We start from the raw sequence: 26,546 nt of genomic DNA, 5'->3' as shown, positions 1-26,546 counted from the left end.
GCCCGATCATTTGCAAATGGGCGCGGCGCGCATGGGTTCGATACCAAGCGGTCATGACCGGCGAGGCTGTCACGCGAGCGCGACGAGCACGGCTTCGGACATCCAGCGCTGCAGCATCGCGCCGGCCTGCGTCGCCGCCGCGTCGGAGCCGGTCGGACCCTTGGCGAGGATCGAGCATATCTCGCCAAGGCTGCCGCCGCGCATTGCCACGGCCAGCGCCTCGTGCTCGAGGGCCTCGATCGTCTGGAAGCGCGGCATCAGCCCCTGCCGCCAGACGGTGAGCACCGCCGGGGTCGGAAGCCGCTCGGCCGGCGGCGGGTCCGGCTCGCCATCGTCGAGCGCCTGCCAGATCAGCGCGACATTGGTGACGATGGGGCGGTAGGCCAGCGTGGGGTTGATCACCAGCCGGGCGCTGTCCCAATCGACCCCGGCGAGACTGGCGAGGTCCAGGTCCGGACAATCGGGGCCGTTGAACGCCACGCGCAGCGTCCAGTCGAGCCAGGCGAGCTCGGCGACTTCGGGATGGTCGGGATACAGCCCGGCCAGCGTCTCTTCGAAACCCGCGCCATAATCGGCCAGCGTCCAGCTCGCGGGCGGATGAAGCGCGATATGCCGCGCGGCGGCATGATCGAAGCGCGCATCGCCCAGCCAGGCATGGGTGCGTTCGAACACGTCGCCGAGCGCCGCACCCAGCGTCGCGCGATGCGCGAAATGATAGACGCCCAGGCCCCGCTGCGCCGCCGGGGCAACGCTGGCGAGCGTCACTGCGCCGTCGCTGCGCAGATAGCTGCAGAAATCGTCCTGAAGCTGGCGCAGGTTCATGCCGCCAGGCTCTCGCTCTGGTTCGCCAGTCGCCGCGCCATGGCCAGTTCGCCCAGCAGCGCTTCGAGCGGCGGAATGTCGTCGTCGCGTTCGATCATCACCGCGACCTCGCCGAGCCTGGTCATCGCCTCGGCATAGAGCGCCCAGACCGGATCGGGCACGGGATGATCGTGAGTGTCGATCAGCAGGCCATGCTGCCCGGCGCTGTGCCCGGCGAGATGAATCTGGCGCACGCGATCGAGCGGGATGCCTGCAAGATAGGCGAGCGGGTCATGGCCATGGTTGGTGGCGCTGACATAGATATTGTTGATGTCGAGCAGCAGATAGCAGCCGGTGCGGCGCGTCAGTTCGGACAGGAATTCCCATTCGGACATCGCATCGTCGACAAAATGGATATAGCTTGACGGGTTCTCGATCAGCAGCGGACGATCGAGCAGGTCCTGCGCCAGCGCGACATTGGCGGACGCGATGTCGAGCGCCTCGCGCGTATAGGGCAGCGGCAGCAGGTCGTGCGAATTGAAGCCATGGATACCGGTCCAGCACAGATGGTCGGAGACCCAGAGCGGATCGATGCGGTCGGCCAGGCGCTTCAACCGGCCGAGATAGTCGGCCTTGAGCCCGTCGGCGGACCCGATCGACATCGATACGCCGTGCATCGCGACCGGATAGTTCCTGCGCACCTGGTCGAGCAGGTGGAGCGGGCGGCCGCCATCGCCCATGAAATTCTCCGAGATGATCTCGACGAAATCGACCGGCGCGCTGCCGCTCAGATACGCGTCATAATGCTCGGTGCGCATGCCCAGGCCAAAGCCGGCGAACGAGGGAAGCGGGGGCTGGATCATGAACGGGGCTTTGCGTCTGAGGACCAGGAGCGGTTGCTCGGCCAGGCGGACAATGCCCGGCCTCGCTTGTGCGGTGCCGGGCCTGCCTGGATCGTTGGGGCGGTTACTTGGGTTCGGTCAGGCTGCCACCCTTGGCGGCACATTCCTTGGCCGTGGTCGCGATGAAGCCGCTGCCCTTGCACGAGTTCTGGCCCTTGCACGAGGTCTTGGCGGTGGCGCAGTCCGATGTGCCCTTGCAGGTGTTGATGCCATAGCAGTGCACCAGATCCTTGGGCTTGGCCTTTTCGGCGGCCTGGGCGCTGATGCCGAGGCCGGTCATGGCGAGCATCGCGGCGGTGGCAGCAAGGCTGATGGTCTTTTGAGCGGTGTTCATGATCGTGTCTCCGGGAATGGGTCGTTTCGGTGCCGGTCTGGCACTCTTCCGTTCGCAGGCCCGGCCGGATCGGTTACAGCGCGGCCCCGGTTACCAGCGCAAAAAGCGCGGTCCGCAGAGCGCACCCGCCAGGGTCGCGCCGCCGATGCCAAGCCCGTACCAGCACAGCACGAATGCCGCCGATTGCTCGGTGCAGGCCAGCGCGTACAGCGCCGCTGCGATCGATCCGGCCAGCAGGCCCGCCGCTGCGCCGGTTTGCCGCAGATGCACCGGTGCCTGCCCGCGCAAGCTGCGGAAAATGCCTCCGAGCAGCGGGAGCGACAGCGCGAATATGCGCCAAGGGCAGGCTTGCCATGTCGTTCCAAACAGCATGCGCTCCGCACCCGCCTGATGCGCGACCAGCATCTGGCCGAGCGCGACAAAGCCGAGTGCCGCAACGACAGCGCTCAGCCCCGGCAGCAGCGCAGCAGGTGGCAGGCCCGGGCGCGACAACGCTGCCAGGCTGCGCAACGCCAATGCCGCGAGCGCGATCATCGCTGCGGCCTTGAGCAGCAATGCCGGCAGTGCCGTGCCATGGCCAATGCCAGGCTGCACGCCCCAGGCCCCCAGCACGGCGAGCAGCGAAACGCCTCCGCCGATCAGCGTACCTCTGGCGATGACCTGCGCAGCGGGAACCGGTGGCACCGGCGTCAGGTCCTGGCATAGCGCCTCGATAAGTGCGGCCTGGTTCATGTGTCTGTGCTGGGTCCAAAAGGCATCGCAGGATTGCGGATGCGCGCCACGGCATGCGCCATGGGGCCTGCTACGCGACCGGGCGAACCGCGGTTACAATAGTGTGCGCAATATTTGCTCCATTCACCCGTATCGCGCGTAACCCTGGCAATGACTTGAGCGAAAACAGCATCATGGTCCGTTGGCAAGTTACGGTCCATCATGCGGCAGCATCGGCCATTTCGTTCCCCCCGAATCCCTGGTGGCCAGGCTGCCGCATGCGTGCTCTTGCTGAAGGGGATCGAGATGCGGAAACACTGGCGCTGGGCAGGCGCTGCCCTGACGGCCGCAATCCTGCTGACGCTGCCGCCCGCCGACGCCGCGTGCGGAAGTCCGGTGGCGCTGCAGATCCTGGGTTCGGGCGGTCCGATCGCAGAAGGAGAGCGCGCCGGATCCTCGGCGATCGTCTGGCTCGATGGCAAGGCAGTGCTGCTGGTCGATGCGGGAAGCGGAGCCTTTGTCCGCTATGGCGAGGCGGGGGTGCGGTTCGAGGACCATCTCGCGATCGCGATCACTCATTTCCATGCCGATCATGCGGCCGATCTCGATGCGATCCTCAACAGCGGCGGCTTTTCCGAACGGACCGCGCCGTTACCGGTGATCGGTCCGGGGGGCAGCGATTATTTCCCCGGAATGCGCGATTATCTGCACGCGCTGCTCGACCCGCAGACCGGCGCTTTCCGCTATCTTTCGGGCTATCTCGACGGCAGCGACGGCAAGGCCAGGCTGGTGCCGGTCGAGGCGGCCGTCGATGCCGCGAGCGTCGTGTTCGAGGATGTCACGCAGCAGGTTAAGGTGACCGCCATTCCCGTCGAGCATGGCGTCGTTCCGGCGCTCGCCTATCTGGTCGAGATTCGCGGCAGGACCATCGTCTTTGCGGGCGACCAGAATGCGATGAGCCAGCGCTTTGTCGAAGCGCTCGCGAGGCGCAGGCCCGACATTCTGGTCGCGCACAATGTCATCCCCGAAGGCGAGGGTCAGCCGCGCGGGCTGCACCGGCCGCCGGCTTCTATCGGCGAGATGGCAGCCGCGATCGATCCGAAGCTGCTGGTCCTTTCGCACAACATGCAGCGCGCGCTGGTGCACCAGCCCGAGGGCGAAGCGGCGATCCGCCGGCAATATCTTGGACCGATGGTGGTTGCCGGCGATCTGGCTTGCTTCGCGCTCTGAACGGCCGATCCCCGCCGGGATTCAGTCCGCAGGCGCGGAGGCAAAGCCTGCGAGCCTCGCAAGCCCGCGATGGATGTTCACCTTGACCAGCGATTCCGACTGACCGGTCATCGCGGCGGCTTCCTCGATGCTGTAGCCCTTGAGCTTGACCAGCCGGATGACCGCGGTCTGCGCCGGACGCAGCCGCGCCAGCAGCTCTTCCAGCACGACCGCGCTGGTGACGCTGAACTCGTGGTCGTCGACCTGCGGTTCGACCAGCTCGTCCTCGATCGACACCGTCGGCCGGCGTCCCATCGCGCGCAGCCGGTCGATCCACTTGTAGCGCGCGATCGTCGCCAGCCAGGGGCGGAAGGGGCGCCCGGGCTCATAGGTGTGGCGCTTCTGGTGGACCGCGATCAGGCATTCCTGCGCCAGGTCCTCGGCAATGCTCATCGGCAGGCGGCGCATGAAATAGCGCTCGAGCCAGGGCTGGATTTCGCCGAGTAGCCGGTTGTACGCGCCCTTGTGCCCCGCCAGCGCCGCCGCCATCAATCGACCCCATTCGTCCTGGGCACAAGCGAGGGTGGATACGGCAGCGGTAGGGCTTTCAGGGGCCATGGTCGGTCTCCGGCCCGACGCGGGAAATGCCGCGTTCGGATGACCGTTTATCGCCGGGTGCCGTGGCCTCGTGAACGTATCAGACGGGTATGGATTCGATGCGTGTTGTGCATGAACGCGCGGAAAACTGCCGCAAGCGGGCGTTTCACAGCCGGGTCAGCGCGGTCACCATCGCCTTGGGGTCTGCACGGATGCGGAAATCCGGTTCGACAAAGGCCTCGCGCACCTGGCCGCCCGAATCGATCAGGAAGGTTGCCGGAATCGGCAGGATGCCGCTGGCAGTGCCATAGACGTCGGTCAGGTCGAGTCCGGCATGGCGATAGCTTTGCAGCAGATCGGCGCCGGCATGGTGCGCCAGTCCCAGGTCGAGCGCCGCGCCATGGTCGATATCGCACAGCACGATCGCATCCCCGCCGAGCAGGGCATGGATGCGGTCCGCACCGCCCGCGACCTCGCCAACCACGACCACCAGTCGCCCGCCCGCTGCGGTGAGCGCAGGCATCTGATCGCGCCACTGGTCCAGCTCGCCCCGGCAATAGGGGCACCAGCGGCCGCGCACGAAGCTCAAGATCATCGGGCGGTCGGCGCGCAGCGCGGCCAGGCTCTGATACTGGCCCAGATGGTCGGGCAGCTTCAAATCTGGGAAGGGTGTTCCGACGCACGGAGCGGAATGCCCCGCCTCGAGCGCGGTCAGCCGCGCGACGAAGCGGTCGTAGATCTGGGCCCAGCCGCTATCATCGGCGGAGCGGCGCTGCAGGTCCTGGTAGAGTCGGGTCGTCTGTTCCATCGCCAGCCTATGGACCCCGCGAGGCCGCAAGAGAAGAGAGAGGGATGTATCAAGTCGATACGCGCGGTGCATGGCAGAGGATGCGCCGGCAGCTTGGGCACGCTGTCGATGCGCTGCTTGACGTCGCGCATGCGCATGGCAAGCTGGCTGCTCCCAAGCGGGGGGTGCGCGATGATCGCCTATTTCGAACGCAGGCCGGACCAGGCACTCCGCTGGGCGGTCAAGGCCTTCTGGCATCTCGAAGGTCATCTGCTCGGCGAGGCTGCAGCCATTCCCAAGCCTTATGTCGAACTGGTGATCAGCCTCGGCGATGGTCATTGGTGGAGCGCGGGCGAGCATGCGACGCCCTTTGCTGGCGGATGGATCACGCCGATCCAGACCGGTCCGCGCTTTTCGCGATCACTGGGACAGACGCGCTTCGTCGCCGCGCGATTGCACCCCGATGCCGCACGATTGCTGTTCGGCCCGTTGCCGCTCGGCGACGGGGCCCCGCCGCTCCTCGCCGAGGATGTGATCGGCCCGGAATTTCACGCCCTGCGCGACCGGTTGGGGGAGATGCCCGATGCCGATGCGCGGATCGCAGTATTGCAGGCCTGGCTGGCGAGGAGACTGCCGAACGCATCGCCGGGGTTGCGGGCCGCGCCCGCCGAGCCCTGGCGCGCGGAGCATCTGAGCCAGGTTCTCGGCTGGACCGACCGGGACATGCGCCGCCATTTCGCCCGAACGATTGGCTGCTCGCCCAAATACTGGCTGCGGCTGCACCGGCTTTCGGCGGTGCTTGGCGATCGCGGCTTCCAGCAGGGGCGCGAGACGCTCGCCGATACCGCCGCCGCGTTCGGCTTTGCCGATCAGGCGCATCTGGCGCGCGAGTTCCGCCTGCTCGCAGGGATGCCGCCCTCGGCCTATCAGAAGCGGCGCGAGGCCGAGGGGCTCGACACCGCGCCGACCATGGCCCCGCGCGCGCCGGTTTTTCCAAGCCAGGCCGGGCGGGCCGTGGCAGACCGCGGGGCACAGGAGGTGATGGCATGATCGTTTCACGTTTTCCGTTCCGCTTAATACTCGCGAGCGCGCTCGCCGCTGTCACGCTCCCCTTGACCGCCACGGCACAGGAGGCACCGAAGCGCATGCCCGCTCCCATCGTCTATTTCGATATTGCCGGTCCCGCCGATGCCGGACAGGCCGCTTTTTACGAAAAGGTGTTCGGCTGGACCGCAGGCCCGGGCGGCGTGGTCGCGGTGCCGGTGAGCGGCCCGATGCTCGCCGGAACGCTGCGCACCGACCCGGCGCAGAAGGTGATTTATATCGGCGTGCCCGACGTCGCCGCGACGCTCGCCGAGATCGAGGCGCATGGCGGCAAGACCGTCACGCCGCGATTCGAGGTGCCCGGGGTGGTGGTGCTCGGCCTGTTCACCGATCCTGCCGGAAACGCCATGGGCCTGGTCGAGCTGACCGCCGACGGCAAGACGAAAATTCCCTGACTTTTTTGCTCTCTCGCCCCGTGTTTTCCGAGGGTTTCGCTTGGCGAAAGCGGCCCATTGCTGCTATGCAACATGGGATAATATTGCGGGGAGCATGCGGGTGGCGATCGACTTCAAGGTGAATGGCAAGCCGGTCAGCGTCGAGGCGGAGGCCGATACGCCTCTGCTCTGGGTGCTGCGCGAAGAGCTAGAGCTGACTGGCACCAAATTCGGCTGCGGCATCGCGGCTTGTGGTGCGTGTTCGGTGCATGTCGATGGTGAGCTGACCCGCTCGTGCAGCGTCCCGCTCGCCGACATGGCGGGCAAGTCGGTCACCACGATCGAGGGACTCAAGAGCGCCGACGGCACGCTGCATGCGGTGCAGCAGGCCTGGATCGAGGCACAGGTGCCGCAATGCGGCTATTGCCAGTCGGGACAGATCATGGCGGCGGTGGCGCTGATCGAGCGCACCGGCAGCCCCAGCGACGAGCAGATCGACGAGGCGATGACCAATATCTGTCGCTGCGGCACCTATCCGCGCATCCGCAAGGCGATCCTCGCCGCGACGGGCAAGGCGGCGGCTGCGAGTGCGCCTGCTGCTGCACCGGCGATGGGAGAGGCATGATGGCGGACAATCCCAATCCCGACATGGACGTGATGGAGCCTGCGACCCCGGTGAAGAAGAAGCGCGGCATCGTGCGCCGCGCTTTTCTGGTCGGTGGCGCACTGCTCGTTGGCGGCGGCGTGTTCGGCGTCTACTGGTCCGACCGTTCGGCCAACGCCCGTGCCAAGGCGCTGACCGAGACCGGCAACGATCACAATTTCCTCAGCTGGATGAAGATCGCCGAGGACGACACGGTCACGGTCTATTCGCCGCATATCGATTTCGGTCAGGGCACGCACACCGCGATGGGGCAGATGCTCGCCGACGAGCTCGATGCCGACTGGTCCAAGGTGAAGGTCGAGCAGGCCCCGGCAGACCTGTCCTTCGCCAATGCCGCGCTGGGCCGCGGTTTCCTGCTCAGCGATTCGTCGATGCCGGGCGTGATCAACGCGCTGCCCAATGCGGTCATGGCGATGCTGGCGCGCTCGATGCCGCTGCAGATCACCGGCGGCTCGTCGGCTGTGCGCTTTACCGGCCAGGTCGGCATGCGCGTGGTGGGGGCTTCGGTGCGGCTCGCACTGATCGAGGAAGCCGCCGATCGGCTCGGCGTTCCGGCGAGCGAGCTGACCACGGCAGACAGCAAGGTCGTCCACGCCAAGTCGGGCAAGTCGCTGCGCTACGGCGAACTCGCTGCAGGCGCGGCGGAGCGTTCGTTGACCGGGTCGCCCGAGCTCAAGTCGGCCAAGGACTACAAGCTGATCGGCAAGCCCGTCCCGCGCATCGACATTCCTTCCAAGGTCGATGGCAGCGCCAAATACGGTATCGATCTGGTCCTGCCAGATATGCGCGTCGCCACCATTGCGGCGGCGCCGGTGCGCGGCGGCAAGCTGGTCTCGGTCGATGAAAAGCCCGCGTTGGCCGTGGCCGGCGTCGAGAAGGTGATCAAGCTGGACGACGCCGTGGTGGTCGTCGCCAAGCGCTACTGGCAGGCGCTCAAGGGCCTGCAGGCGCTGACCCCCAAATTCTCCGATGGCGGGCATGGCAATCTGACCAGCGAGACGATCCATGCCGCGCAGGTCAAGCTGCGCCAGACCGGCAAGCCCGAGGGCGAGGCGGGCGATGGCGATGTTGATGCGGCGTTCGGTGCGCCGGGGGCGAAGCTCGTCACCGCCGATTACCGCGTGCCGTTCCTGCACCATGCGATGATGGAGCCGTTCGCGCTGACCGGCCATTACAAGAACGGCAAGCTGACGCTCTGGGGCGGGCTGCAGGATCCGCTGACGACGCGCGACCGTGCCGCCAAGGCTTCGGGGCTGGATATCGACGATATCGTGTTCAACCCGATGATCATGGGCGGTGGTTTCGGCCGGCGCTTCCCCAATGTCACCGAGATCATCGATCAGGTCGCCGTCATCGCCAAGCAGGTGCCCTATCCGGTCAAGCTGGTCTGGAGCCGCGAGGAAGAGGTTCGCCACGGCACCTATCGCCCGCAATCGTCGAGCCAGTTCAAGGCATCGCTCGGCAAGGATGGCAGGATCACCGGCTGGCGCGCGGATTATGTGCAGAGCGACACCGCCGAGGGCGAGGTCACCTTCATCTACGACATTCCCGCCGTCTCGCGCCGCCATTTCAAATATCAGTCGAACCAGAATGATGGGCCCTGGCGCTCGGTCAACTCGACCCAGTTCGGCTTCTACAACGAAAGCTTCATGGACGAGCTGGCGAAGGCGGCGGGCGAGGACCCGTACCAGTTCCGCCGCAAGCACCTGGCCGAAGGATCGCGCCACCGCGCGGTGCTCGACATGGTCGCCAAGCGTTCGGGCTGGGGCACGCCGCTGCCCGAAGGCACCGGACGCGGCATCGCGATTGTCGAGAGCTTCGGGACCATCGTCGCCGAGGTGGTCGAGGCGACGGTCAAGGAAGATGGCCGTCCCAAGGTGCTCAAGGCCTGGGCGGTGGTCGATTGCGGCACGACGGTGAACCCGCTCAACGCCGAGGCGCAGATTGCGGGCGGGCTGATCATGGGGCTGTCTTCGGCGATCGGCGAGGAAATCACCATCGACAAGGGCGCGGTGGTGCAGGGCAATTTCAACGATTACGAGCTGATCAAGCTGGCCGATGCGCCGCCGCAGATCGATGTGCACTTCATCGAAAGCGGCGCGAAGATCGGCGGCATCGGCGAGCCCGGTCTGCCGCCCGCGACGCCCGCGCTCGCCAATGCGCTGTACGCCGCGACCGGCAAGCGCATCCGCACGCTGCCGTTGCGCGATCAGGCCAAGGCCTGAGCGCCGCGCGCGCAATGGCGCTGGCCGGCTGGCGCGCGGTCATCCTGGCCGCAGGCGCGGGCCGCCGCTTTGGCGGTGCCAAGCTGCTTGCGCCATTCGATGGAGTCCCGATGATCCGCCGCACCGCCGAGGTGGTGACAGCCGAGGGTTTCGATGAGGTGCGGATCGTGGTCGGCGAGCATGGTCGTGCCATCGGCGACGCGCTGGCCGGGCTCGACTGCCATCTGGTCGAGGCCGCCAACTGGCAGCAGGGCATCTCCGCTTCGATCCGCGCGGGCATTGCCAGCCTGCCGGACGAGGGCGAGGGGGCGTTCCTGTTCCTTGGCGACATGCCGCTGGTGCCGGTCGCCCTGTGCGGCGAAATGGCCCGGCTCGCGCAGCGCTCGGGCTATGCCGCGCGGCCGAGGGTCGATGGCAAGCCCGGCCATCCGGTCTGCTTCGTGCGTTCGGCGTTGCCCGATCTGATGCGGCTTTCGGGCGATCGCGGCGCTGGCGATGTGCTCAAGGGCAGACCGCTCGCCTATCTGGATACCGACGATGGCGGTGCGCTGCTCGATATCGACGATGCCGCCTCGCTGGCGCTGGCCGAGCGCGCATGGATTTCGCGCGCGACATCGGCGACCACCGACAGCGCGATATCGCGTGGGGCCTTGCCGAAGCCTTGAAGCCCGATCGGGGCGTGCAGCCGCGCGATGTCCGCCTCGCGCACGCCATGGCCGCGCAACAGCGCAATCCGTCCGTCGAGCCGTACGCGCGCGCCGATCGCGCCGACATAGAAGGCGGGAGAGGCGAGCGCGGTGGCGAGCCCGGCCTCGTCATCCTCGCGGTCGTGCGACAGCACGGCGACGGCGGTCCAGCGGTCGAGCCCGATCGCCTCGAGCGCGGCGGGGGCTTTGGTGCGATGATAGGCGATGCCGGGAAGCGGCGCGGCTTCGGGGCCGTTGGGGGTGACCAGCGCCACCTCCATCCCCATGGCCTGGCCGAGCGTGGCGCAGGCGAGCACGGTCGCATCCTCGCCGATCAGCACCAGTCGCAGCAGCGGGTCGAACCGCTTCGTGTAGCGGGCTGCGTCCCAGGCGAAAACGGGGGCATCGTCGCACGCAACCGCTTCGCGCGCCGCGCCGTCGCTGGTCCATGCAACGGGAAAGCGCGACTGAAAGCCATCGAGTAGCGCGGACACCGCCGGGTCATTGCCGCGCAGCGGCTCGACCAGCACCGAAATGCCGGTTCCGCAGGCGAGGCGGATGTCGATCCACGGGCTGCCCTCGCCATAGCGCAGCAGCCTCGGCTTTCCCTCGGCCATCGTCTCGCGGGCGTGCCGCGCGACATCGGCCTCGATGCAGCCGCCGGAAAGATAGCCCCAGTGCTGTTCGCCCGTGATCAGCATCTGCGCGCCTAGTTCGCGCGGGGCGGGGCCGGAGGTCTCGACCAGCGTGGCGATTGCGAACGGTGCGCCTGATGCGTGCGCCGCCATCAGCAGCGGGCGGATGTCATCGGTCTGCGCGTCGAATTGCCATGTGCTCATGCGGGACGACTTAGGGTGCGCCGGCTCGATCGGCAATCGCAACCCGATCGGTCAGGCTCAGCCTCCCGAAAGGCTGCGCAGGAAGCGCCTGCGGATCAGCCGGTCCTCGAGGATGCGACCGATGACGTAGAGCAGCGCGAACAGCCCGGCGAATACATAGGCCGAGGTCGGCGAGAAGCGGTCCTTGCCGCCCTCTTCCTTCTTCTTTTCCTTCTCGTCCTTCTTGGGCTTTTCGGGCGCGGGCGCGCCGAGCATCTGGTCGATCCAGTGCAGCTCGCGGACCTTGTCCTTCTCGTCCTTCTTCTTCTTGTCCGCCTGTTCGGTATCGGGCTTGGCCAATATGCCGACCCCGACGATGATCTGGCCGAAGGCGACGAACAGCAACGGCGCGAGGAAGCAGAAGAGCAGCGACTTGCTCGTCATCCAGTAGCGCAGCACGCCGCCGCCCGGCTGGCTCTCGACGCGCAGTTCGCCCCGATCGTAGATCGACATCCGGTCCTGAGCGAGGGGGTCCTTCTTGGTAAAGGTCAGGCTGCCCTCGGCCTGGTCGAAGCTGGTGCCGGGTTCGCGGAAGAACGGTTCGAGCCGGGCAAGGGCCTCGGCTGCGCTTTGTCCGGCCGGCAGCGGCAGTTCGCCGCGCACTGTCCAGATCCAGTCGATCAGCCGCATCCACGAACGGGTATCGCCGCTCGGTGCGATGGCGGGAAGGCGGTCGCCATCCATGCTGGGGGCCTGGCCGGTCATTCTGCGGGCACCGCGTGGGTGTCGTCGGGCTTGCCGAACTTCTGCTTCATCGTCTTCCAGCCTTCGGTGAACGGGTAGGTCATCTGCTCGCGGATCGACATGCGGCGGCCGCCTTCCATGCCCAACAGCTCGGCCTCGCCATCGACGCAGGTGCCGAACATGCGGTCGATGAAGATGAAATTGCTGGCATAGTTGCTGCGCGTCGCCTCGAAATCGAGCGAATGGTGCAGGCTGTGATGCTCGGTGGTGTTGAACAGGAAGCGCCACCAGGCGGGGGTGTTGAAGCGCACATTGATATGCTGATAGACGCCGATCGACATGCCGATCGCGCCTGCCAGCAGCGCGGCGCGCGGGAGGAAGTCGAACAGCCCGCCAATGCCCAGCCCGATCAGGAACAGCTCGACCGGGTTGCCGACCGCGCCCTTGTTGATGTTGAGCTGGGTGATGTAATGGTGCACCGAATGGGTGAGCCAGAGCGGGTACCAGTTGTGCATGCCGCGGTGCATCCAGTACTGGCCGAAATCGAAGATGAACAGGATCAGGAACGCCTGGACCAGCAAAGGCAGGCCAGTGAACCAGGCGAACTTGTCCCAGTTGAAGCTGCTCAGCAGGTTCTCGATCAGCACGTCGCTGCCGATGAAATTGTCGACCAGATTGAGGATGGTATAGCCCAGGCCCACATAGAACAGGTCGGTCACGCATTCCTTCCAGGTCAGCTCCCAGCTCTTGTGGCGCGGGTTGACCCATTCGAGCGCGAGCAGCAGCGCGCGAAACGCGATGCCGATGCCGATCGCGGTCGAGGCCTTGGCGATCGAATTGGGCGCATAATACCAGAACAGGATCATCGAAAAGAGCACGGCAGGCTGGAACCAGGTGAAGAACAGCCGCTTGAACGGCCCGCCCTCCACCCTGGGTACATTTTCCCAGCCGATGGTGACGGGTGAATCTGCCCCGATGATGCGGTTGCCGACGCGGACTCCGTTCATGTGCCTGTACTCGCGTTTCGGTCCCGGGCTGCCGGCATAGGGCAGCACTGAAGGCGGGACGGTTGAGGTTCGCAGTGGAAAGAGCGTTGTAAAATCCCGGCCATCACGCCAGACGGCATCGGCCAATAGTTCCCATAGACCTGATCTATGCGGTCATTCGTCACGGGGCGGCACCGGTACGATGATGAAGCGGTCATGGACATGCGACTGGCCCGGCGTGTCGAGCTTCGCCCTGAGCCCCTGGCGCAGTTCGGCGATCTCGCTCGCGGGCAGCTCGAGCGGATGCTCGTTCGGGTGCTCGAGCACCTCGTGCGCATAGTCGCGCCCCGGCTCGCGCGTCATCTCGATATGCGCGCCGAGCACCGCGCGGATCGGGTGCGTGCGCGCGAAAGCGCTCAATCGATCGATGCTGTCGCGGTTGTCGGCGAGGAAATTGACCGGCACGTAGAGCCGTCCGGGATAGAGCGTATCGCCCGAGAGCAGGATCTTGAGCCTCGGGTCATAGACCATCATGGCGGCCACCTGATGCCCCGGCGTCGGGACTATCGACAGCGCCCGGCCGCCCAGGTCGAAGGTCGCGATATCGCCGGGCCAGGGTTTGATCCCGAAAAACGCGGCGACATCGGCCGGTTTTAGCCCGACCAGCGTGGTGCCAGGCCGATCGCGAAACGCCGCATCGCCCGCGATATGATCGCCATGCGCATGGCTGTGCGCGACGACCAGCGGGATCGATCTGCGACCATGCGCGGCGAGCCAGTCTGCGATCACCCGGTCGACCACCGGGCGGATGACCCCGCCTTCGGCCCCGGTATCGATCAGCAGCGCCTTGTCGCGCCCGAACAGCAGATAGAGGAACGGCGCTTCGAAATTGGTCCTGACCGACTGGCGGATGACGAACGTGTCGGCGTCGAGTGCCTGGACCTGCGCGACAGGCTCGGCGCCGTTGGTGCCGTCGATCCAGCGTTCGGCGAACAGCCGGGGCAGGGGGGCAGCGGGTGCGGCGGCAAGCGAGCCGGAGGTCCCCAGCCCCATCATGAGCCCTGCAGTTCCAAGAATTCGGCCTTTTGCTGTCATCATCTGGCCCCCTTGATGGCGGGTCGCATGGGGCGGGACCGGCCTTGCCCAACCAGCCCTGCGCCCAAGCCTGCGATCAGAACCTGAACCGCGCCTCCAGACCCAGGGTCATCGGGTTGATGACGCTGTTGCGCAGATAGCGCAGCCGGACATTGTCGTTCAGGCCGACGCGAGAGCGATCGTTCGACACCGCGTTGACCGCATATTTGTCGAAGATGTTGTTGGCCCACACGCCAAAGCTGTAGCGGTCGGTCTCGTAGAAGACCGAGGCGCGGTGCGTGGTGAAGCCCGGCAGCTTGTCGCCGAACGCGCGATCCCAGCCCAGCCGGGTGACGACATTGCCGCGATAGGTCGCGGTCCAGTCGGCGACGATGTTCCCGTCCATGAACGGCGCGGTATAGGTCGCCCCCAGCGCGCCGCTGGTCTTGGCGGAACCGGGCAGCCGGTCGCCCGACAGCGCGTCGAGCTGGATCGGACGGCTGGGATAGATGCCCGCCGGGCTGTTGACCGCGATGATCCCCGGTACGTCCTGGGTCAGCCGCGCGTCGAGATAGGAGAAATTGCCCTGGATGGTAAAGCGGGGCAGCGGACGCAGCTGGAACGAGGTTTCGAAGCCTTCGGACTTGCCGGTGCCGCCATTGACGGTGATGCCGACCACGCCGTTGACCGTGGCCGAAGCGACCTGGATGCCGTTCCACTTGATCTGGAAGACGTTGAAATTGAACGTCAGCATGTTGTCGAACAGCTCGGTGCGGATGCCCAGCTCGAGGTTCTTTGTCGTGTCCGGGCCGAACTGCTGCTCGTTGGGCAGCGCACAGACATTCTGCTGGTTCGGGTTGAGCGGCAGCACGCACGGCGCGACCGTGTTGGGCCCGCCGAGGCGATAGCCCTTCGAATAGGTCGCATACACCATGACATCGGGCGTGATGTTGTACGAACTGTTGAACTTCCACACCCAGCCGCTCTTCTTGGCCACGCCGCCGGCCGAGGGCAGGTCATAGGGGCTGAGGGGATCGCCGAGCAGCGGCAGCACCGCGCGGCCCGACACTTCGGAGCGATAGCCGAAATAGCGCGCCCCGGCGGTCACCTGCCATTCGGGCGTGATGCGGAAGGTGCCCTCGCCGAACACCGCGCGCTCGGTCACCCGCGAACGGTTGAACGAGACATATTCGAGCTCGAGCGGGTTGGGCAGCGTGCCGAAGGCGACGAACGGGTGGTTCGGCAGCCGTTCGCGATAGTCGTTCTGCAACGTGCGGCGGTTGTAGAACGCGCCGAGCACCCAGTTGAACGGCCCACCGTGGCGAGAGACGAAGCGCACTTCCTGGTTGAACTGCTTGCGGCGGTTGGTGCTCTCGTTGAAGCTCGAAAAGGCCGGGAAGGATTCATAGCCGTAATCGAGGTCGAGCAGCAGGTCGGTATTGTCGCCGACCCGCTCGTTCTTCACGTCGGTATGCGCGGTGGTCGCGACCAGATCGGCGATATTGCCGATATTGGCGTTGATCTCGGCGCTGATCAGATGCGCGCGGCGATCGACCGGCTCGAGGAAGCGCGAGGCGCTCTCGTAGCGCCCGGTTCCGAACACGAAGTCGCTGTTATACTGGCCGCCATCGGTCTTGGTGCGCTGATAGGCATAGGTGATGTTGAGCTTGAAATCCTCGCTCGCCTGATAGAGCAGCTGGTTGCGCGTGCTGATCGTCTTTTCGAAATTGACGTCATTGTCGCGGCGCAGGTTGGCGGCATAGCCCGCTGCGGTGATCGTGTTCGGCCCGTTGGGCTGGGGCAGCGATCGGCCCGGCGTCTGAAGCAGCAGCGTGTAGTCGATAAAGCCGGGGTCGTAGAAATAGCCGGTGGCGCTGCGGAAGGCGAGATGATCCTTGATGATCGGGATGTTGATGACGCCATCGGCCTGATAGCCGAGCTTGCTGCTGTGCTGCTTGGCGTAGAAACGGCCGTGCACCTCGCCTTCGAAGCTTTCGAGATTGGGGCGGTTGGGAATGTTGCGGATCGCGCCTGCCAGCGTGCCGAGGCCATAGAGCGTGCCTTGCGGGCCGAGCAGCACCTCGACGCGCGCGATGTCGAGCAGCTTGAAGTCGTAATAGAGCGGCACTTCGCCCAGATACAGGCCGAGCGCGTCGTCGAACGAGGCGCCGGTCGCGCTGGTGTCCGAAGCGTTGAGGCCGCGCAGCACGATGGTTCCGGTCGATCCGGGGCCGGTGTCGGAGATGGTCAGGCCTGGGGTGAAATCGGCAATGTCGCGCACATCGTCGATGCGCTGGCGGGCGAGCTGTTCGTCGCCGATCGCGCTGATGTTGATCGGAACGTCCTGGATCGAGGTCGCGCGGCGGGTCGCGGTCACGACGATGACGTTGCTGCCGCCTTCCTGCTCGGTGTCCTGTGCGGCATCACCCGCCGTGTCCTGCGCAAAGGCAGGCGCGGTGCCCATGCCCATCAACATGGTAGCGCCCAGCAAGGTGGCGCGGAACAGCTTGTTCGTCATCTTCAGACCCCCAATTCTTGGTGAGCCTTTTCAAATGACACCCGTCTCCCCTGGGGTTCTGGCGATGCCGACCCCTTGATCGCCGGTTTTCCGGCCTGTTCTCCCTGAACCTCCCCACACGCGCCGCCTTGTCTGCGCGCGCGCCATTGCACGTCGCGCGGCGGTTTGGCCTGCGGGGGTAGATATCGCTTTGCGTAGGGTGATCGTGCCGTCTGCGCGGTGCGCAGCGCCTTGTCTGATATCCGAACAGGCCGGCTTTCGATCCACGGACCCTCGCTTGCGAACAGTCGATAGTGCCGCTGGCGATGTGCCAGCGACACCCGATACGGTATGGATATTACGGAATGCGTCAAGCGTAATAATTTTGCACTTGCTCAGTATGAACGGCATTTTGTGCTGCACCGCAAAAAATCACGGGATTGACGCGGTTTGATGGCCGATCGGCAAAGCCGCCTCTTACGCAGAAATGCTTCGCGAGCGAGCGCCGCTTCATGCCGGCGAATCACTCGCTGGCCACGGGTATCGCTGGGCCGCGCGAATCACTGTTCGCTAAGCGGGCCCGATTTTCCGGGCTTTGCGAGGTCGAGCGCTTGGAAGATCGAAGCGTGGCAGCCCGGCAACGCGAACTAGCGCCGGAAGCATCCTCTCTCCAACGGTTATTACGTTTTTCACTCATGGTAATATTTTCTGCTGGACAAGCTCGCCCGGCCTCGTGATGCTGCACTGCGAAAGGGGACCGAATCATGACAAGGCTGTTGCGCAGGCTTTCCACCCTTCTGGCGATGCTGGGGGCTTTCGCGCTCGCCGCCTGTTCCGGTTCCCCCGAGCCTGCCAAGCCCAAGACCGAATTCAATATCGGCTGGTCGATCTATGCCGGATGGATGCCCTGGCCCTATGCGCAGCAGGCGGGCATCGTGAAGAAATGGGCCGACAAATACGGCATCAAGATCAACTTCGTGCAGGTCAACGACTATGTCGAGTCGGTCAACCAGTACACTGCGGGCAAGTTTGATGGCGTGACGGTCGCCAACATGGACGCGCTGACCATCCCGGCGGCAGGCGGCAAGGATACCACCGCGGTCATCATCGGCGACTATTCGAACGGCAATGACGGCGTTTTGCTCAAGGGCGCGAACGGCCTGGCCGCGATCAAGGGGCGGCAGGTCTATCTCGTCGAGCTCTCGGTCTCGCACTATCTGCTTACCCGCGCGCTCGAAAAGGCGGGGCTCCAGTCGACCGACGTCAAGACGGTGAACACCTCGGACGCGGACATCGTCGCGGCCTTCGGTGCGGCGGACGTCAACGCCGCAGTCGCCTGGAATCCGCAGCTTTCGGTGATGAAGGGCGAGCCCGGCGTCGCTCAGGTGTTCAGCTCGGCCGATATTCCGGGCGAGATTCTCGACCTGATGGTGGTCGACACCGCGACGCTCAAGGCCAATCCGAACCTGGGCAAGGCGCTGGCAGGCATCTGGTACGAGACGGTCGCGTTGATGCAGCGCGACGATGCGGAAGGAAAGGCGTCCCGTGCTGCCATGGCCAAGCTCTCGGGCGCCACGCCCGAGATGTTCGACAGCCAGCTGAAGACCACCTTCCTCTATGCCGATCCCAAGGCGGCGGTCGCGGCGGCGACCTCTCCGGCGCTCGTCACCACGATGACCCAGGTGCGCGATTTCAGCTTCTCCAAGGGCCTGTTCAAGGGCGCGGCCAGCGCCGATGCCGTGGGCATCGCGTTCCCCGGCGGCAAGGTGCTGGGCGATCCGGCGCGGGTGACGCTGCGCTTCGACGATGCGTTCATGAAGCTTGCCGCGGACGGAAAGCTGTAAGCGCGGATCGGGGCAGGGGAACGGCGATGCGCTGGGTCAACCGACATCCCAAAAAGGGCGAGAGCATCCTGCTCGGTGCGCTGCCGGTCGCGGTGCTGCTGATCGCCTATCTGATCGTCGCGGCGCAGCGCCATGCCGACAACCCGATGGACAAGATCCTGCCGCTGCCCGGGCAGATGATGCAGGCCATGTCCGCGCTGATGTTCCAGGCGGGAGTAGGGCGTCGCCAGGCATTGAAGCCGGTGCGCAATGGACAAAACCCATCACAATGATCAATCAACCGCCCAGGGCTCCCATGCCAGGGCGGTTTTTTGGCCTCTACGGCCAGCGTCCCCACAAGGGCGCACAACTTGGTGACGCGGGATGGAGCAGCCCGCCACCGGATCGCCCACAAGCGATCCGGCAAAACAAATCGCTCCGGGCTGCATCAAAACAGCCCTCTTGGTGGCGCGGGATGGAGCAGCCCGGTAGCTCGTCAGGCTCATAACCTGAAGGTCGCAGGTTCAAATCCTGCTCCCGCAACCAAGACCTATCGCCGTCCTGGCATCGATCCATCACACCAGACCAGCCTCGGAGCATCCGCTTTCGGGGCTTTGCCGCGTCCGGGCTGGGCGTGGCCGGCGAAATAGCGTGCAACGGCGATCGCGCATCCGCCTGATCCCACCGGTTACATGGCCGGATGTTGCCGAAAAGCGACTTACCAACGCCGAAATGAGTCCGTCCCCAAGCTGTCGAAGAGCGGTTGAATTGACCATCCGCGCATGATCGGGTGCCTCCACCGCAATGCTAACGTGCAAGTTTACGCCGACTTTTCCACAAGATTGGCGCCGAATAGCTTAACCCTGGTGCCCGTCGCTGTCTCGAAACCGGACAGATTGTAAAATCCAGCGCATTCCTTGCACTCGTGTCGTCGCATTTAACCATTCCCGGCCGCGCGGCCCAGGCCTGCCGAGAGCGCCGAAAATCCGGACTTTCGCGTGGGGCAAACCATTGCAACTGCTATCAAAGCTGCGACATTGTCGCCAAAATGGCGCCAATCCATAATCGCTTTGCATTATTTTACACTCCGTTAATCACTCCTAAGGTCCGGTTCAGAAAATCGAGTCGCAAGATTTTATGCCGTTCGAGAAGCGCAAAGCTTCCGGGGGCGAGCTGCAGGAGATACGTTGTGCACTCGTACAGACGCACGGTCAGCGCCGTCATGGTGGCCTGGCTGGGGGTGGTCGGTATCGCCGTTCCACTGGGTAGCAAGGCCGTTGCGCAGGACATCGTCTACACGCCTGTCAATCCGAGTTTCGGCGGAAACCCATTCAATTCCAATCATCTGCTTGGCATCGCCAATGCGCAGAATGATTTCACCAACCCCGCTTCCAGCTCGAGCAGCTCGCAGGCCGACATCTTCGCCCGCCAGCTCCAGTCGCGCCTTCTGTCCGCGCTCTCGTCGCAGATTGTTACCGCGATTTTCGGTGACAACCCCCAGGAAAGCGGCACGATCAGTTTTGGCGGCCAGACTGTCAGATTCATCCGTTCGCTGACCGAAGTGACCATCACGATCATCAACGACGATACGGGTGAAGAAACCGTGATCGTCGTGCCGACCTTTGTGGATGTCGACTGAGCCATGCGTCTTCCGATCATTCCAACGCTTGCAACCCTTTCGATCGCGCTGATGGCGAGCGGCTGCACCACCGTGGGTGGCAGCGGCAAGGCCTTTATCCCCGAAACAACCAGCTATGCCTATCTGCCCAACGCGACGCAGACCCAGCTGCTGCTGCGCGGCATTCCCAAGCCTTCGCGCCAGGTCGCGGTGGCGGTGTACAGCTTCACCGACCAGACCGGCCAGTTCAAGCCCAGCGCCACCGGCCAGACGCTGTCGCGTGCGGTCAGCCAGGGCGGCGCCTCGGTGCTGGTCAAGGCGCTGCAGGATGTCGGCGACCGCAGCTGGTTCACGATCGTCGAGCGCGAGAATCTCAAGAACCTGCTCAACGAGCGCCAGATCATCCGCGAGATGCGCGAACGCTATCTGGGCGAGCGCGCGGTCAATCCGGACGCACTGCCCGCGCTGCTGTTCGCCGGGGTGCTGCTCGAAGGCGGGATCATCGGCTATGATTCGAACACGCTGACCGGCGGCGCCGGCGCGGCGTTCCTGGGCATTGGCGGGCGCACCGAATATCGCCAGGACACCGTGACGGTCTATCTGCGCGCGGTGTCGGTGCGCACCGGCGAGGTCCTGACCACGGTCACCGCCTCGAAGACCATCGCCTCGCAGGCCTTTGGCGCGAGCGCGTTCAAGTTCGTCGCGTTCCGCGAGCTGCTCGAGGCCGAGGCCGGGTTCACCACCAACGAGCCCGACCAGCTGGCTCTGCAGCAGGCGATCGAGAAGGCGGTCTATGCGCTGGTCATGGAAGGCGTCGAGCTGCGCCTCTGGGATTTCGCGGACCGCGAGGCCGGAATGGCCAAGCTGTTGCAATATCAGCAGGAACGCGATGGAAAATTCACGCCGGGACAGGTCCAGCGCGCCGAGGAAAAGGCGCGTCAGCTTGCCCCGATGAAGGTGAAGGACAGGAAAACGAACGGGAAGAAAAGCGAGGTAATCTCGGAGACCAATTAAGCAGCTATGTCCTGCATCACAGCTAGCGGCGTGGATGCAGGCGCAAGACAGGAGCGGCCAGGTCCCCGGAAGGGGTGTCCAAACCCTCCAGGATCGCGGACGAGAGCCGGAGCCGGTCAGGCGGCATCCGGAACTGACATAAAGACCTGACAAAACTCACGCACCGGAGCTGCAACTCCGATGCGTGAGCATGACAACAATGAGTGCGTGTGAAACAATCATGCTGACCCCGGCGGCAATGCTGCTTCCGGAGCAGCATGGTTATGACCCTTGAACAGAGGATTATCAACCATGAAGACCTCCATTTACACCTCGGTCTCGGCGCTTGCGCTGATGATCGGCATGCCGGCGGTGGCGCAGACTGTCGTCAACAACAACTCCACCATTGACCAGAGCGGTACAGCAGCGGTCGCGACCGTCACCCAGTCGGGCACCGGAAACGTCTCGGACGTCGATCAGAATGGCAACGGAGCGAACACGTTCGCATCGGGTCCCAGTGCGGGCAAGACTCTGGTCGCCGATGTGGAGCAGACCGGCACCGGCGGCTTCTCCGATGTCGATCAGCAGGGCAATCGCAACCGCGCCACTCTGGATCAGGGCGGCAACGGGATGCGCTCCACGATCACCCAGGGTAACAGCGCGACGGACAAGGGCAACACTGCCACCGTCATCCAGAACGGAACCGGCGGTGACAATACCACTGGATCGTTCGTTACCCAGATTGGCAACGACGGCCAGGCCTATGTCAACCAAGGCGCCGCAACGAATGGCGCCGTAAGCACCGTGACCCAGACCGGGACCAACCAGCGCGCTAGCGTTTTTCAAACTAGCGGTGCGGCAGACTCGGATGTCAGCCAGACCGGCAGCGGCGCTGCAAACGCATATGTCTATCAGGACGGAACGAACGAATCCGACATTCTCCAGCTTGGCGGCAACAACGAAGCTGCCGTCGATCAGCGAGGCACTGGCAACAGCTCGCTGGTTGAGCAGCGCGGTCGTAATGGCGATATTGGTGATCCGGACAACAACCTCGCCAATTTCGACACCAATGTCGGTGTTGCGCAGGACGGTGACGACAACGAGTCGACCATTTTTCAGAATGGCGACGACCAGGTTGCCGATGTGATTCAGAACGGCAATCTGAACAATGCCTCGATCACGCAGAATGGAGATTTTGCGGATGCCAGCATCACGCAGAACGGCAATCGCAACACGGCCACTGTCGTCCGCCAGAATGGCGATGGCAATGGCGACAACAGCCCACCGACCGCGCCTGTTGTGCCAGCTGACAATGCCACGGCTGATGTCATCCAGACCGGTGACGACAACTCAGCCACGATCACACAAGACGCCGTTCCGGTGGATGCGCTCATTACGCAAACCGGCGATGACAACGTATCGACGATCACGCAGTCGGCAACCTCGGCCAACGCCTCGGCCACCAGCCTGCAGACCAGCAGCAACAACTTCTCCGAAATCAACCAGAACGCCGGTGCCCGTGCAAACGTGACACAGGGTGGCGGTGCCAATACCCTTGGTCCTCGCAACTGGGACGGCGACACGCTGCCCCCGTCGGCGGCAGGTACCGCCTATAGCAACAACGTTTCGTTTGTTGATCAGAATGCGGGTGCCGATGGAGCCGAAGCCGATCTGATTCAGACCGGGACGTTGAACCGTTCGGCCATCACCCAGAGCGCTGATGCCACCGCAGATGTTACGCAGAGCGGCGTGTATAACACGTCGGTCGTGACACAGACCGGGGCTTCGACGGCCATCGTCGACCAGGGCAGCGTCGCTCCTGGCGATTTCGGTCGCAACGCCTCGCGTGTTACCCAGAGCGCCGATGGTGCTACGGCCGATGTTATCCAGCGGGCCGAAAACCTGACGGGAACGTTCGCACCGTCCAACACATCGCTCGTCCAGCAGGATGCCGATGGGGCGCAAGCCTTTGTTGATCAGACCGGCGACGAGAACGTGTCGGACATCCAGCAGACGGCTGTCAGCGGCGGCTTCGCCGACGTGACACAGAACGGCGTTCTGAACAACTCGCTGATCCTCCAGTCGGGTGCTTCCAGCGCAACCGTGCTTCAGTCCGGCGAATCGAACGATTCCGACATCGACCAGCGCGGAGCCGCCGCTACGGCCGATGTTCAGCAGACTGGCGATAACAGCAATTCGACCATCACCCAGCTTGCTGGCGGTGAAGTAACCGTATTGCAGAGCGGTGCCAACGGATCGACCTCGACCGTCACCACCGAAGCCGATTCGACCCTCGCTCCGCCGGCCAACACGGTCCTTGTCGACCAGAGCGATAACGGCTCGGGGCCGGCCATTGGTGAGTCGAACATTTCGACCGTCACGCAGGATAACGTCAACCTGGGTAGCAGTGTCAGCGTGACGCAGAGTTATACCGGCGCAGGCGAAACCGGCAACTTCTCAAACGTTGTTCAGGGGCGCAATGCCTCGAATGGCGACGTGATTGTCGATCAGCAGGGTTCGGAAAACTCCTCGCAATATTCCTCGACCACTTCGACCGACAATGACGCGACGATCCTCCAGACTGGACGCAACAACGACTCTGAAGTTGTCCAAAACTTCCAGAACGGTGGTGCGGTGGCTAATGTCACGCAGAACAATGCGGGTGGTGCCACCAACGTTGCCTATATTGAGCAGATCTCGGCTGGTTTTGCGACCAACCCGGCTCAGTTCGCGATCGGCGCCGAGGCATCGATCACGCAGGATGGTGAGGGCAATGACTCGTCGATCTCGCAGACCGGATTCTCGACTACGGCTCTGACCGCCAATGAAGCGAGCAGCAGCCAGATCGGCGATTTCAACGAGAGCGACATCACCCAGACGGGCGTCGATAACTTCGCTTCGGTCGAGCAAACCGGAACGGGCCATGAATCAACCATCCTCCAGACTGGTAATGGCAACAGTGCTGAAGTGACCCAAGGCGGCATGAACAATGCTTCCTCGATCACCCAGTCGGGCAACGGCAACACCGCCACGGTGCTGCAGAACGCACCCGCCGCTCCGCCGGTGAACTGACCCAAACGAAGACTGGCTGGCGTTGTGGACGGGCAACGCTAGCCGCTTCCAGCCCATTCAGCATATTAGGAATTCTTGATGAAACGTGTTCTTTTGCTCAGCGCGTCGTCGCTAGCGCTATTCACTGCGGTCCCGGCTGTCGCCCAGACCGTCAACAACAGTTCTACGGCCACCCAGAGCGGTACTGACGGTATCGTGTTCGTGGAACAAAAGGGTACGAATGGCAAATCGCTGGTCACCCAGGGCGGCGATACCAATTCGGCGACTCTGGACCAGTCCGGCGACCGCAACGAGTCCGAAATCTTTCAGGATAACGGAACCGGTAGCAGCGATGACAACAATACCGCTGATGTCACCCAGTCTGGCACCGACAATTTCTCGCGCGTTCGCCAGACCAACGACTTCTCGACCGCGACCGTCGAGCAGTCGAACCTCGGCAATGACTCGCGGGTCACGCAGAGTGGCGACCTGGACAATGCCGATGTCGAGCAGGAGGGCCAGGACAATGAGTCGATCGTCAATCAGTCGGGTAATCTGAACGACGCCTCCGTGGTGCAGTCCGGCGATGGCAACGAATCGACAGTGACTCAGAGCAGCGGCCTCAACCAGGCCCTGATCAATCAGGGTGGCGACCTCAACGACTCCAAGCTGATCCAGCAGGGCGTCGGTGCCAATATCGCCAATGTAGATCAGTCGGGCGACGACAACCTGTCCGACATCATCCAGGGTGGCGCGGGTAACGGTGTCGGAAGCACCGCAGCCGCTGGTGTCGTTCAGGAGAGCACAGGGAACGATGCGATCATCCGTCAGGCGGGCGGCCTTCACGAAGCCTCGGTGCTGCAAAAGGGCGCCAACGACAACTATGCCTCGATCAATCAGGGTGCCAATCTCAGCACGGACCACACCGCTGAGGTAGTGCAGGACGGGTTCGAGAACCGTACTGAGATCACCCAGCGCGGTTTCAACGAAAATGCCGAAGTAACCCAGAACGGTGACAAGAACCGGGCCTTTGTCGATCAGGGCGGCGATGTCGGTCGCAACCATGATGCCTTTGTCACGCAGGATGGCAGCAACAACCTTGCTGACATCGCCCAGCGCGGCGAGAACCAGACTGCCACCATTACCCAACCCGGCACCGGCAACGAAGCCGAGGTGGACCAGGGACGCGATAGGGCAAGTGGCTTTGCCGGGCTTTTTGATGGCGGCTTCGGGGAAGACCAGGAAGCAACGATCACCCAGCGAGGAAATGATAACACCGCGAGCACTGTTCAGCGCGGTGAGAACCAGAGCGCTACAATCGAGCAAATCGGTAGCCAGAACATCGGGACAGGCGCGTTCGCCTTTGGTGCCCAGATCGTTCAGGGCGGCGACAACGGCCGCGACAACGAGGCAAGCATCACGCAAATCTCGATGTTCAACCGGGCGCTGACGACCCAGAACGGCATTAGCCTTTCAGCTAATGTCTCGCAGGGTGGCAATGGTTCCAACACCAGCACGATCGATCAGACAGGCAATGGTGGTGCGATCGTACTCAATGCCAATGTGGTCCAGAACGGTGCGGACAATGTTTCGACCATCGACCAAGATGGAACCGGCCAAACGTCGAACGTCACTCAGCTGGGAGAAAACAACCTGTCCGACATCATCCAGACCGGTTCGGGGCACCTGGCCTCGGTGACGCAGTATTCCGATGCCAATGTGTCTTCGGTCAATCAGGGCGGCACAGGCCACACGGCCATCGTGACCCAGGGTGCACCCAACTGACACCCGATGATCCGAGGGGCAGCTCCGCACCATGCGGGGCTGCCCCAAGGGCAATGAAGGAGAGTTTCCATGCGCACATATTCTGCCAGGCTGACCGTCACCGCATTGATGGTTCTGGGGGCACAGACGGTATATGCGCAGACCGCTCCGGCCGATCCGTGCGCCGGCGCAGCGGGGGGGACCTGCACCGCGGGCGCGCCATCCGAGCCGATCGCGCTGATGCGGCCGGTGCCGCTGCGCACCAGCGCCTATATCGCGCAGATCGGCGACAACAACACCGCCAGCATCAGCCAGAATGGCAGCCAGCAATTCGCCCGGATCGGCCAGGATGGCGACAACGGCACTGCGCGGGTGACCCAGCAGGGCGCGGGCACCGCCTATCTGGAAATCGACCAGGCGGGTTTGCTCAACACCTTTGTTGCCAAACAGAATTCCAGCGATGGCGGCGGCAATGTCGCGGTCGTCGCGCAGCAGGGCGAAGCCAATGCGATCCTGCTTGATCAATCCGCGAGCGCCGGTAGTGTCAACACCGCAATGCTTGCGCAACAGGGGTCGGGCAACCAGATGCAACTGGGACAGAACGGGTCGGACAATCGTGCCGAACTGGTCCAGCTGGGTGACAACAACGCCATGACCGCAACGCAGAACGGAACCGCGAACCAGCTGCGCTGGGTGCAGAACGGCAATGGCCTGTCGGACCTCCAGATCGTCCAGAGCGGCAACCAGGCCATGTCGATCACCCAGTCCAACGGGGGCACCTGAC

Annotated in this window: 23 protein-coding genes, 1 tRNA gene and 1 pseudogene; 14 read left to right on the top strand and 11 right to left on the bottom strand. The window is 64.1% G+C overall.

Annotated features, from left to right (window positions below):
- Positions 1 to 69: 69 nt before the first annotated feature.
- The 4 genes from DM995_RS11215 to DM995_RS11200 form a co-directional block, all read right to left on the bottom strand.
- A complete protein-coding gene (locus DM995_RS11215) occupies positions 70 to 822 on the bottom strand; it encodes an HvfC/BufC N-terminal domain-containing protein (RefSeq protein ID WP_116969472.1) in 753 nt (250 codons plus the stop codon).
- Complete coding sequence (gene bufB, locus DM995_RS11210; RefSeq protein WP_116969471.1) at positions 819 to 1,664, bottom strand: MNIO family bufferin maturase; 846 nt, start codon at positions 1,662 to 1,664, stop codon at positions 819 to 821. Before bufB ends, DM995_RS11215 begins: the two co-directional genes overlap by 4 nt.
- 103 nt (positions 1,665 to 1,767) lie before the next feature.
- The gene (gene bufA2, locus DM995_RS11205; RefSeq protein WP_023837306.1) at positions 1,768 to 2,037 is read right to left on the bottom strand and encodes a BufA2 family periplasmic bufferin-type metallophore; all 270 of its coding nucleotides are present in this window, start codon (positions 2,035 to 2,037) and stop codon (positions 1,768 to 1,770) included.
- 90 nt (positions 2,038 to 2,127) lie between these two features.
- On the bottom strand, positions 2,128 to 2,769 hold the full coding sequence (locus tag DM995_RS11200) for a DUF1109 domain-containing protein (RefSeq protein WP_116969470.1): 642 nt from the start codon (positions 2,767 to 2,769) through the stop codon (positions 2,128 to 2,130).
- A gap of 285 nt (positions 2,770 to 3,054) precedes the next feature.
- Here DM995_RS11200 and DM995_RS11195 point away from each other — a divergent pair, with 285 nt between their 5' ends.
- Positions 3,055 to 3,978: an MBL fold metallo-hydrolase gene (locus tag DM995_RS11195; protein ID WP_157973171.1), complete on the top strand. Its 924-nt coding sequence runs from the start codon at positions 3,055 to 3,057 to the stop codon at positions 3,976 to 3,978.
- Positions 3,979 to 3,999: 21 nt separating this feature from the next.
- On the opposite strand, the gene DM995_RS11190 is transcribed toward DM995_RS11195, so the two are convergent.
- The gene (locus DM995_RS11190) at positions 4,000 to 4,506 is read right to left on the bottom strand and encodes a sigma-70 family RNA polymerase sigma factor (RefSeq protein WP_023837303.1); all 507 of its coding nucleotides are present in this window, start codon (positions 4,504 to 4,506) and stop codon (positions 4,000 to 4,002) included.
- 214 nt (positions 4,507 to 4,720) lie between these two features.
- Entirely contained in the window at positions 4,721 to 5,362 is a 642-nt protein-coding gene (locus tag DM995_RS21265) for a redoxin domain-containing protein (RefSeq protein ID WP_157973170.1), read from the bottom strand.
- Positions 5,363 to 5,533: 171 nt separating this feature from the next.
- On the opposite strand from DM995_RS21265, the gene DM995_RS21260 reads away from it, so the two are divergent.
- From DM995_RS21260 to DM995_RS22310, 5 genes and pseudogenes are all read left to right on the top strand, one after another.
- Complete coding sequence (locus tag DM995_RS21260) at positions 5,534 to 6,391, top strand: helix-turn-helix domain-containing protein (RefSeq protein WP_157973169.1); 858 nt, start codon at positions 5,534 to 5,536, stop codon at positions 6,389 to 6,391.
- A 95-nt stretch (positions 6,392 to 6,486) separates the two neighbouring features.
- Entirely contained in the window at positions 6,487 to 6,840 is a 354-nt protein-coding gene (locus DM995_RS11175) for a VOC family protein (RefSeq protein ID WP_116969466.1), read from the top strand.
- Positions 6,841 to 6,934: 94 nt separating this feature from the next.
- Entirely contained in the window at positions 6,935 to 7,444 is a 510-nt protein-coding gene (locus DM995_RS11170; protein WP_198669329.1) for a (2Fe-2S)-binding protein, read from the top strand.
- The gene (locus tag DM995_RS11165) at positions 7,444 to 9,708 is read left to right on the top strand and encodes a xanthine dehydrogenase family protein molybdopterin-binding subunit (RefSeq protein ID WP_232824339.1); all 2,265 of its coding nucleotides are present in this window, start codon (positions 7,444 to 7,446) and stop codon (positions 9,706 to 9,708) included. The genes DM995_RS11170 and DM995_RS11165 overlap by 1 nt, the downstream gene beginning before the upstream one ends.
- 14 nt (positions 9,709 to 9,722) lie before the next feature.
- Positions 9,723 to 10,202, top strand: a pseudogene (locus tag DM995_RS22310) (nucleotidyltransferase family protein); the annotation flags it as partial.
- A gap of 26 nt (positions 10,203 to 10,228) precedes the next feature.
- On the opposite strand, the gene DM995_RS11155 reads toward DM995_RS22310, so the two are convergent.
- The 5 genes from DM995_RS11155 to DM995_RS11135 form a co-directional block, all read right to left on the bottom strand.
- The gene (locus tag DM995_RS11155) at positions 10,229 to 11,233 is read right to left on the bottom strand and encodes an XdhC family protein (RefSeq protein WP_116969463.1); all 1,005 of its coding nucleotides are present in this window, start codon (positions 11,231 to 11,233) and stop codon (positions 10,229 to 10,231) included.
- A 57-nt stretch (positions 11,234 to 11,290) separates the two neighbouring features.
- A complete protein-coding gene (locus DM995_RS11150) occupies positions 11,291 to 11,977 on the bottom strand; it encodes a hypothetical protein (protein WP_232824337.1) in 687 nt (228 codons plus the stop codon).
- Positions 11,974 to 12,963, bottom strand: coding sequence for a sterol desaturase family protein (locus DM995_RS11145; protein WP_116969462.1), 990 nt, complete (start codon positions 12,961 to 12,963; stop codon positions 11,974 to 11,976). The genes DM995_RS11150 and DM995_RS11145 overlap by 4 nt, the downstream gene beginning before the upstream one ends.
- Before the next feature lie 153 nt (positions 12,964 to 13,116).
- Entirely contained in the window at positions 13,117 to 13,998 is an 882-nt protein-coding gene (locus DM995_RS11140; RefSeq protein WP_232824335.1) for an MBL fold metallo-hydrolase, read from the bottom strand.
- A gap of 115 nt (positions 13,999 to 14,113) precedes the next feature.
- A complete protein-coding gene (locus tag DM995_RS11135) occupies positions 14,114 to 16,534 on the bottom strand; it encodes a TonB-dependent receptor (RefSeq protein ID WP_116969460.1) in 2,421 nt (806 codons plus the stop codon).
- A 743-nt stretch (positions 16,535 to 17,277) separates the two neighbouring features.
- Here DM995_RS11135 and DM995_RS11130 point away from each other — a divergent pair.
- The 8 genes from DM995_RS11130 (at position 17,278) to DM995_RS11095 (ending at position 26,545) form a co-directional block, all read left to right on the top strand.
- Entirely contained in the window at positions 17,278 to 18,357 is a 1,080-nt protein-coding gene (locus DM995_RS11130) for a putative urea ABC transporter substrate-binding protein (RefSeq protein WP_116969459.1), read from the top strand.
- Positions 18,358 to 18,383: 26 nt separating this feature from the next.
- On the top strand, positions 18,384 to 18,629 hold the full coding sequence (locus tag DM995_RS11125) for a hypothetical protein (protein WP_198669328.1): 246 nt from the start codon (positions 18,384 to 18,386) through the stop codon (positions 18,627 to 18,629).
- A gap of 176 nt (positions 18,630 to 18,805) precedes the next feature.
- Positions 18,806 to 18,882, top strand: a tRNA-Met gene (locus tag DM995_RS11120).
- 676 nt (positions 18,883 to 19,558) lie between these two features.
- Positions 19,559 to 19,975, top strand: coding sequence for a curli assembly protein CsgF (locus tag DM995_RS11115; RefSeq protein WP_023837467.1), 417 nt, complete (start codon positions 19,559 to 19,561; stop codon positions 19,973 to 19,975).
- A 3-nt stretch (positions 19,976 to 19,978) separates the two neighbouring features.
- Positions 19,979 to 20,968 (top strand): CsgG/HfaB family protein, encoded by a 990-nt coding sequence (locus DM995_RS11110; protein ID WP_023837468.1) that lies wholly within the window; start codon positions 19,979 to 19,981, stop codon positions 20,966 to 20,968.
- A 291-nt stretch (positions 20,969 to 21,259) separates the two neighbouring features.
- Complete coding sequence (locus tag DM995_RS11105; protein ID WP_116969458.1) at positions 21,260 to 24,019, top strand: beta strand repeat-containing protein; 2,760 nt, start codon at positions 21,260 to 21,262, stop codon at positions 24,017 to 24,019.
- A gap of 78 nt (positions 24,020 to 24,097) precedes the next feature.
- On the top strand, positions 24,098 to 25,783 hold the full coding sequence (locus DM995_RS11100; protein WP_116969457.1) for a hypothetical protein: 1,686 nt from the start codon (positions 24,098 to 24,100) through the stop codon (positions 25,781 to 25,783).
- 69 nt (positions 25,784 to 25,852) lie between these two features.
- A complete protein-coding gene (locus DM995_RS11095; RefSeq protein ID WP_116969456.1) occupies positions 25,853 to 26,545 on the top strand; it encodes a hypothetical protein in 693 nt (230 codons plus the stop codon).
- Position 26,546: the final 1 nt, after the last annotated feature.

This window comes from Blastomonas sp. UPD001 (assembly GCF_003426715.1).
Taxonomy (GTDB): Bacteria; Pseudomonadota; Alphaproteobacteria; order Sphingomonadales; family Sphingomonadaceae; genus Blastomonas.
Note: the sequence above shows the minus strand (reverse complement) of the source record. Positions and strands in the feature narration are given on the sequence as shown.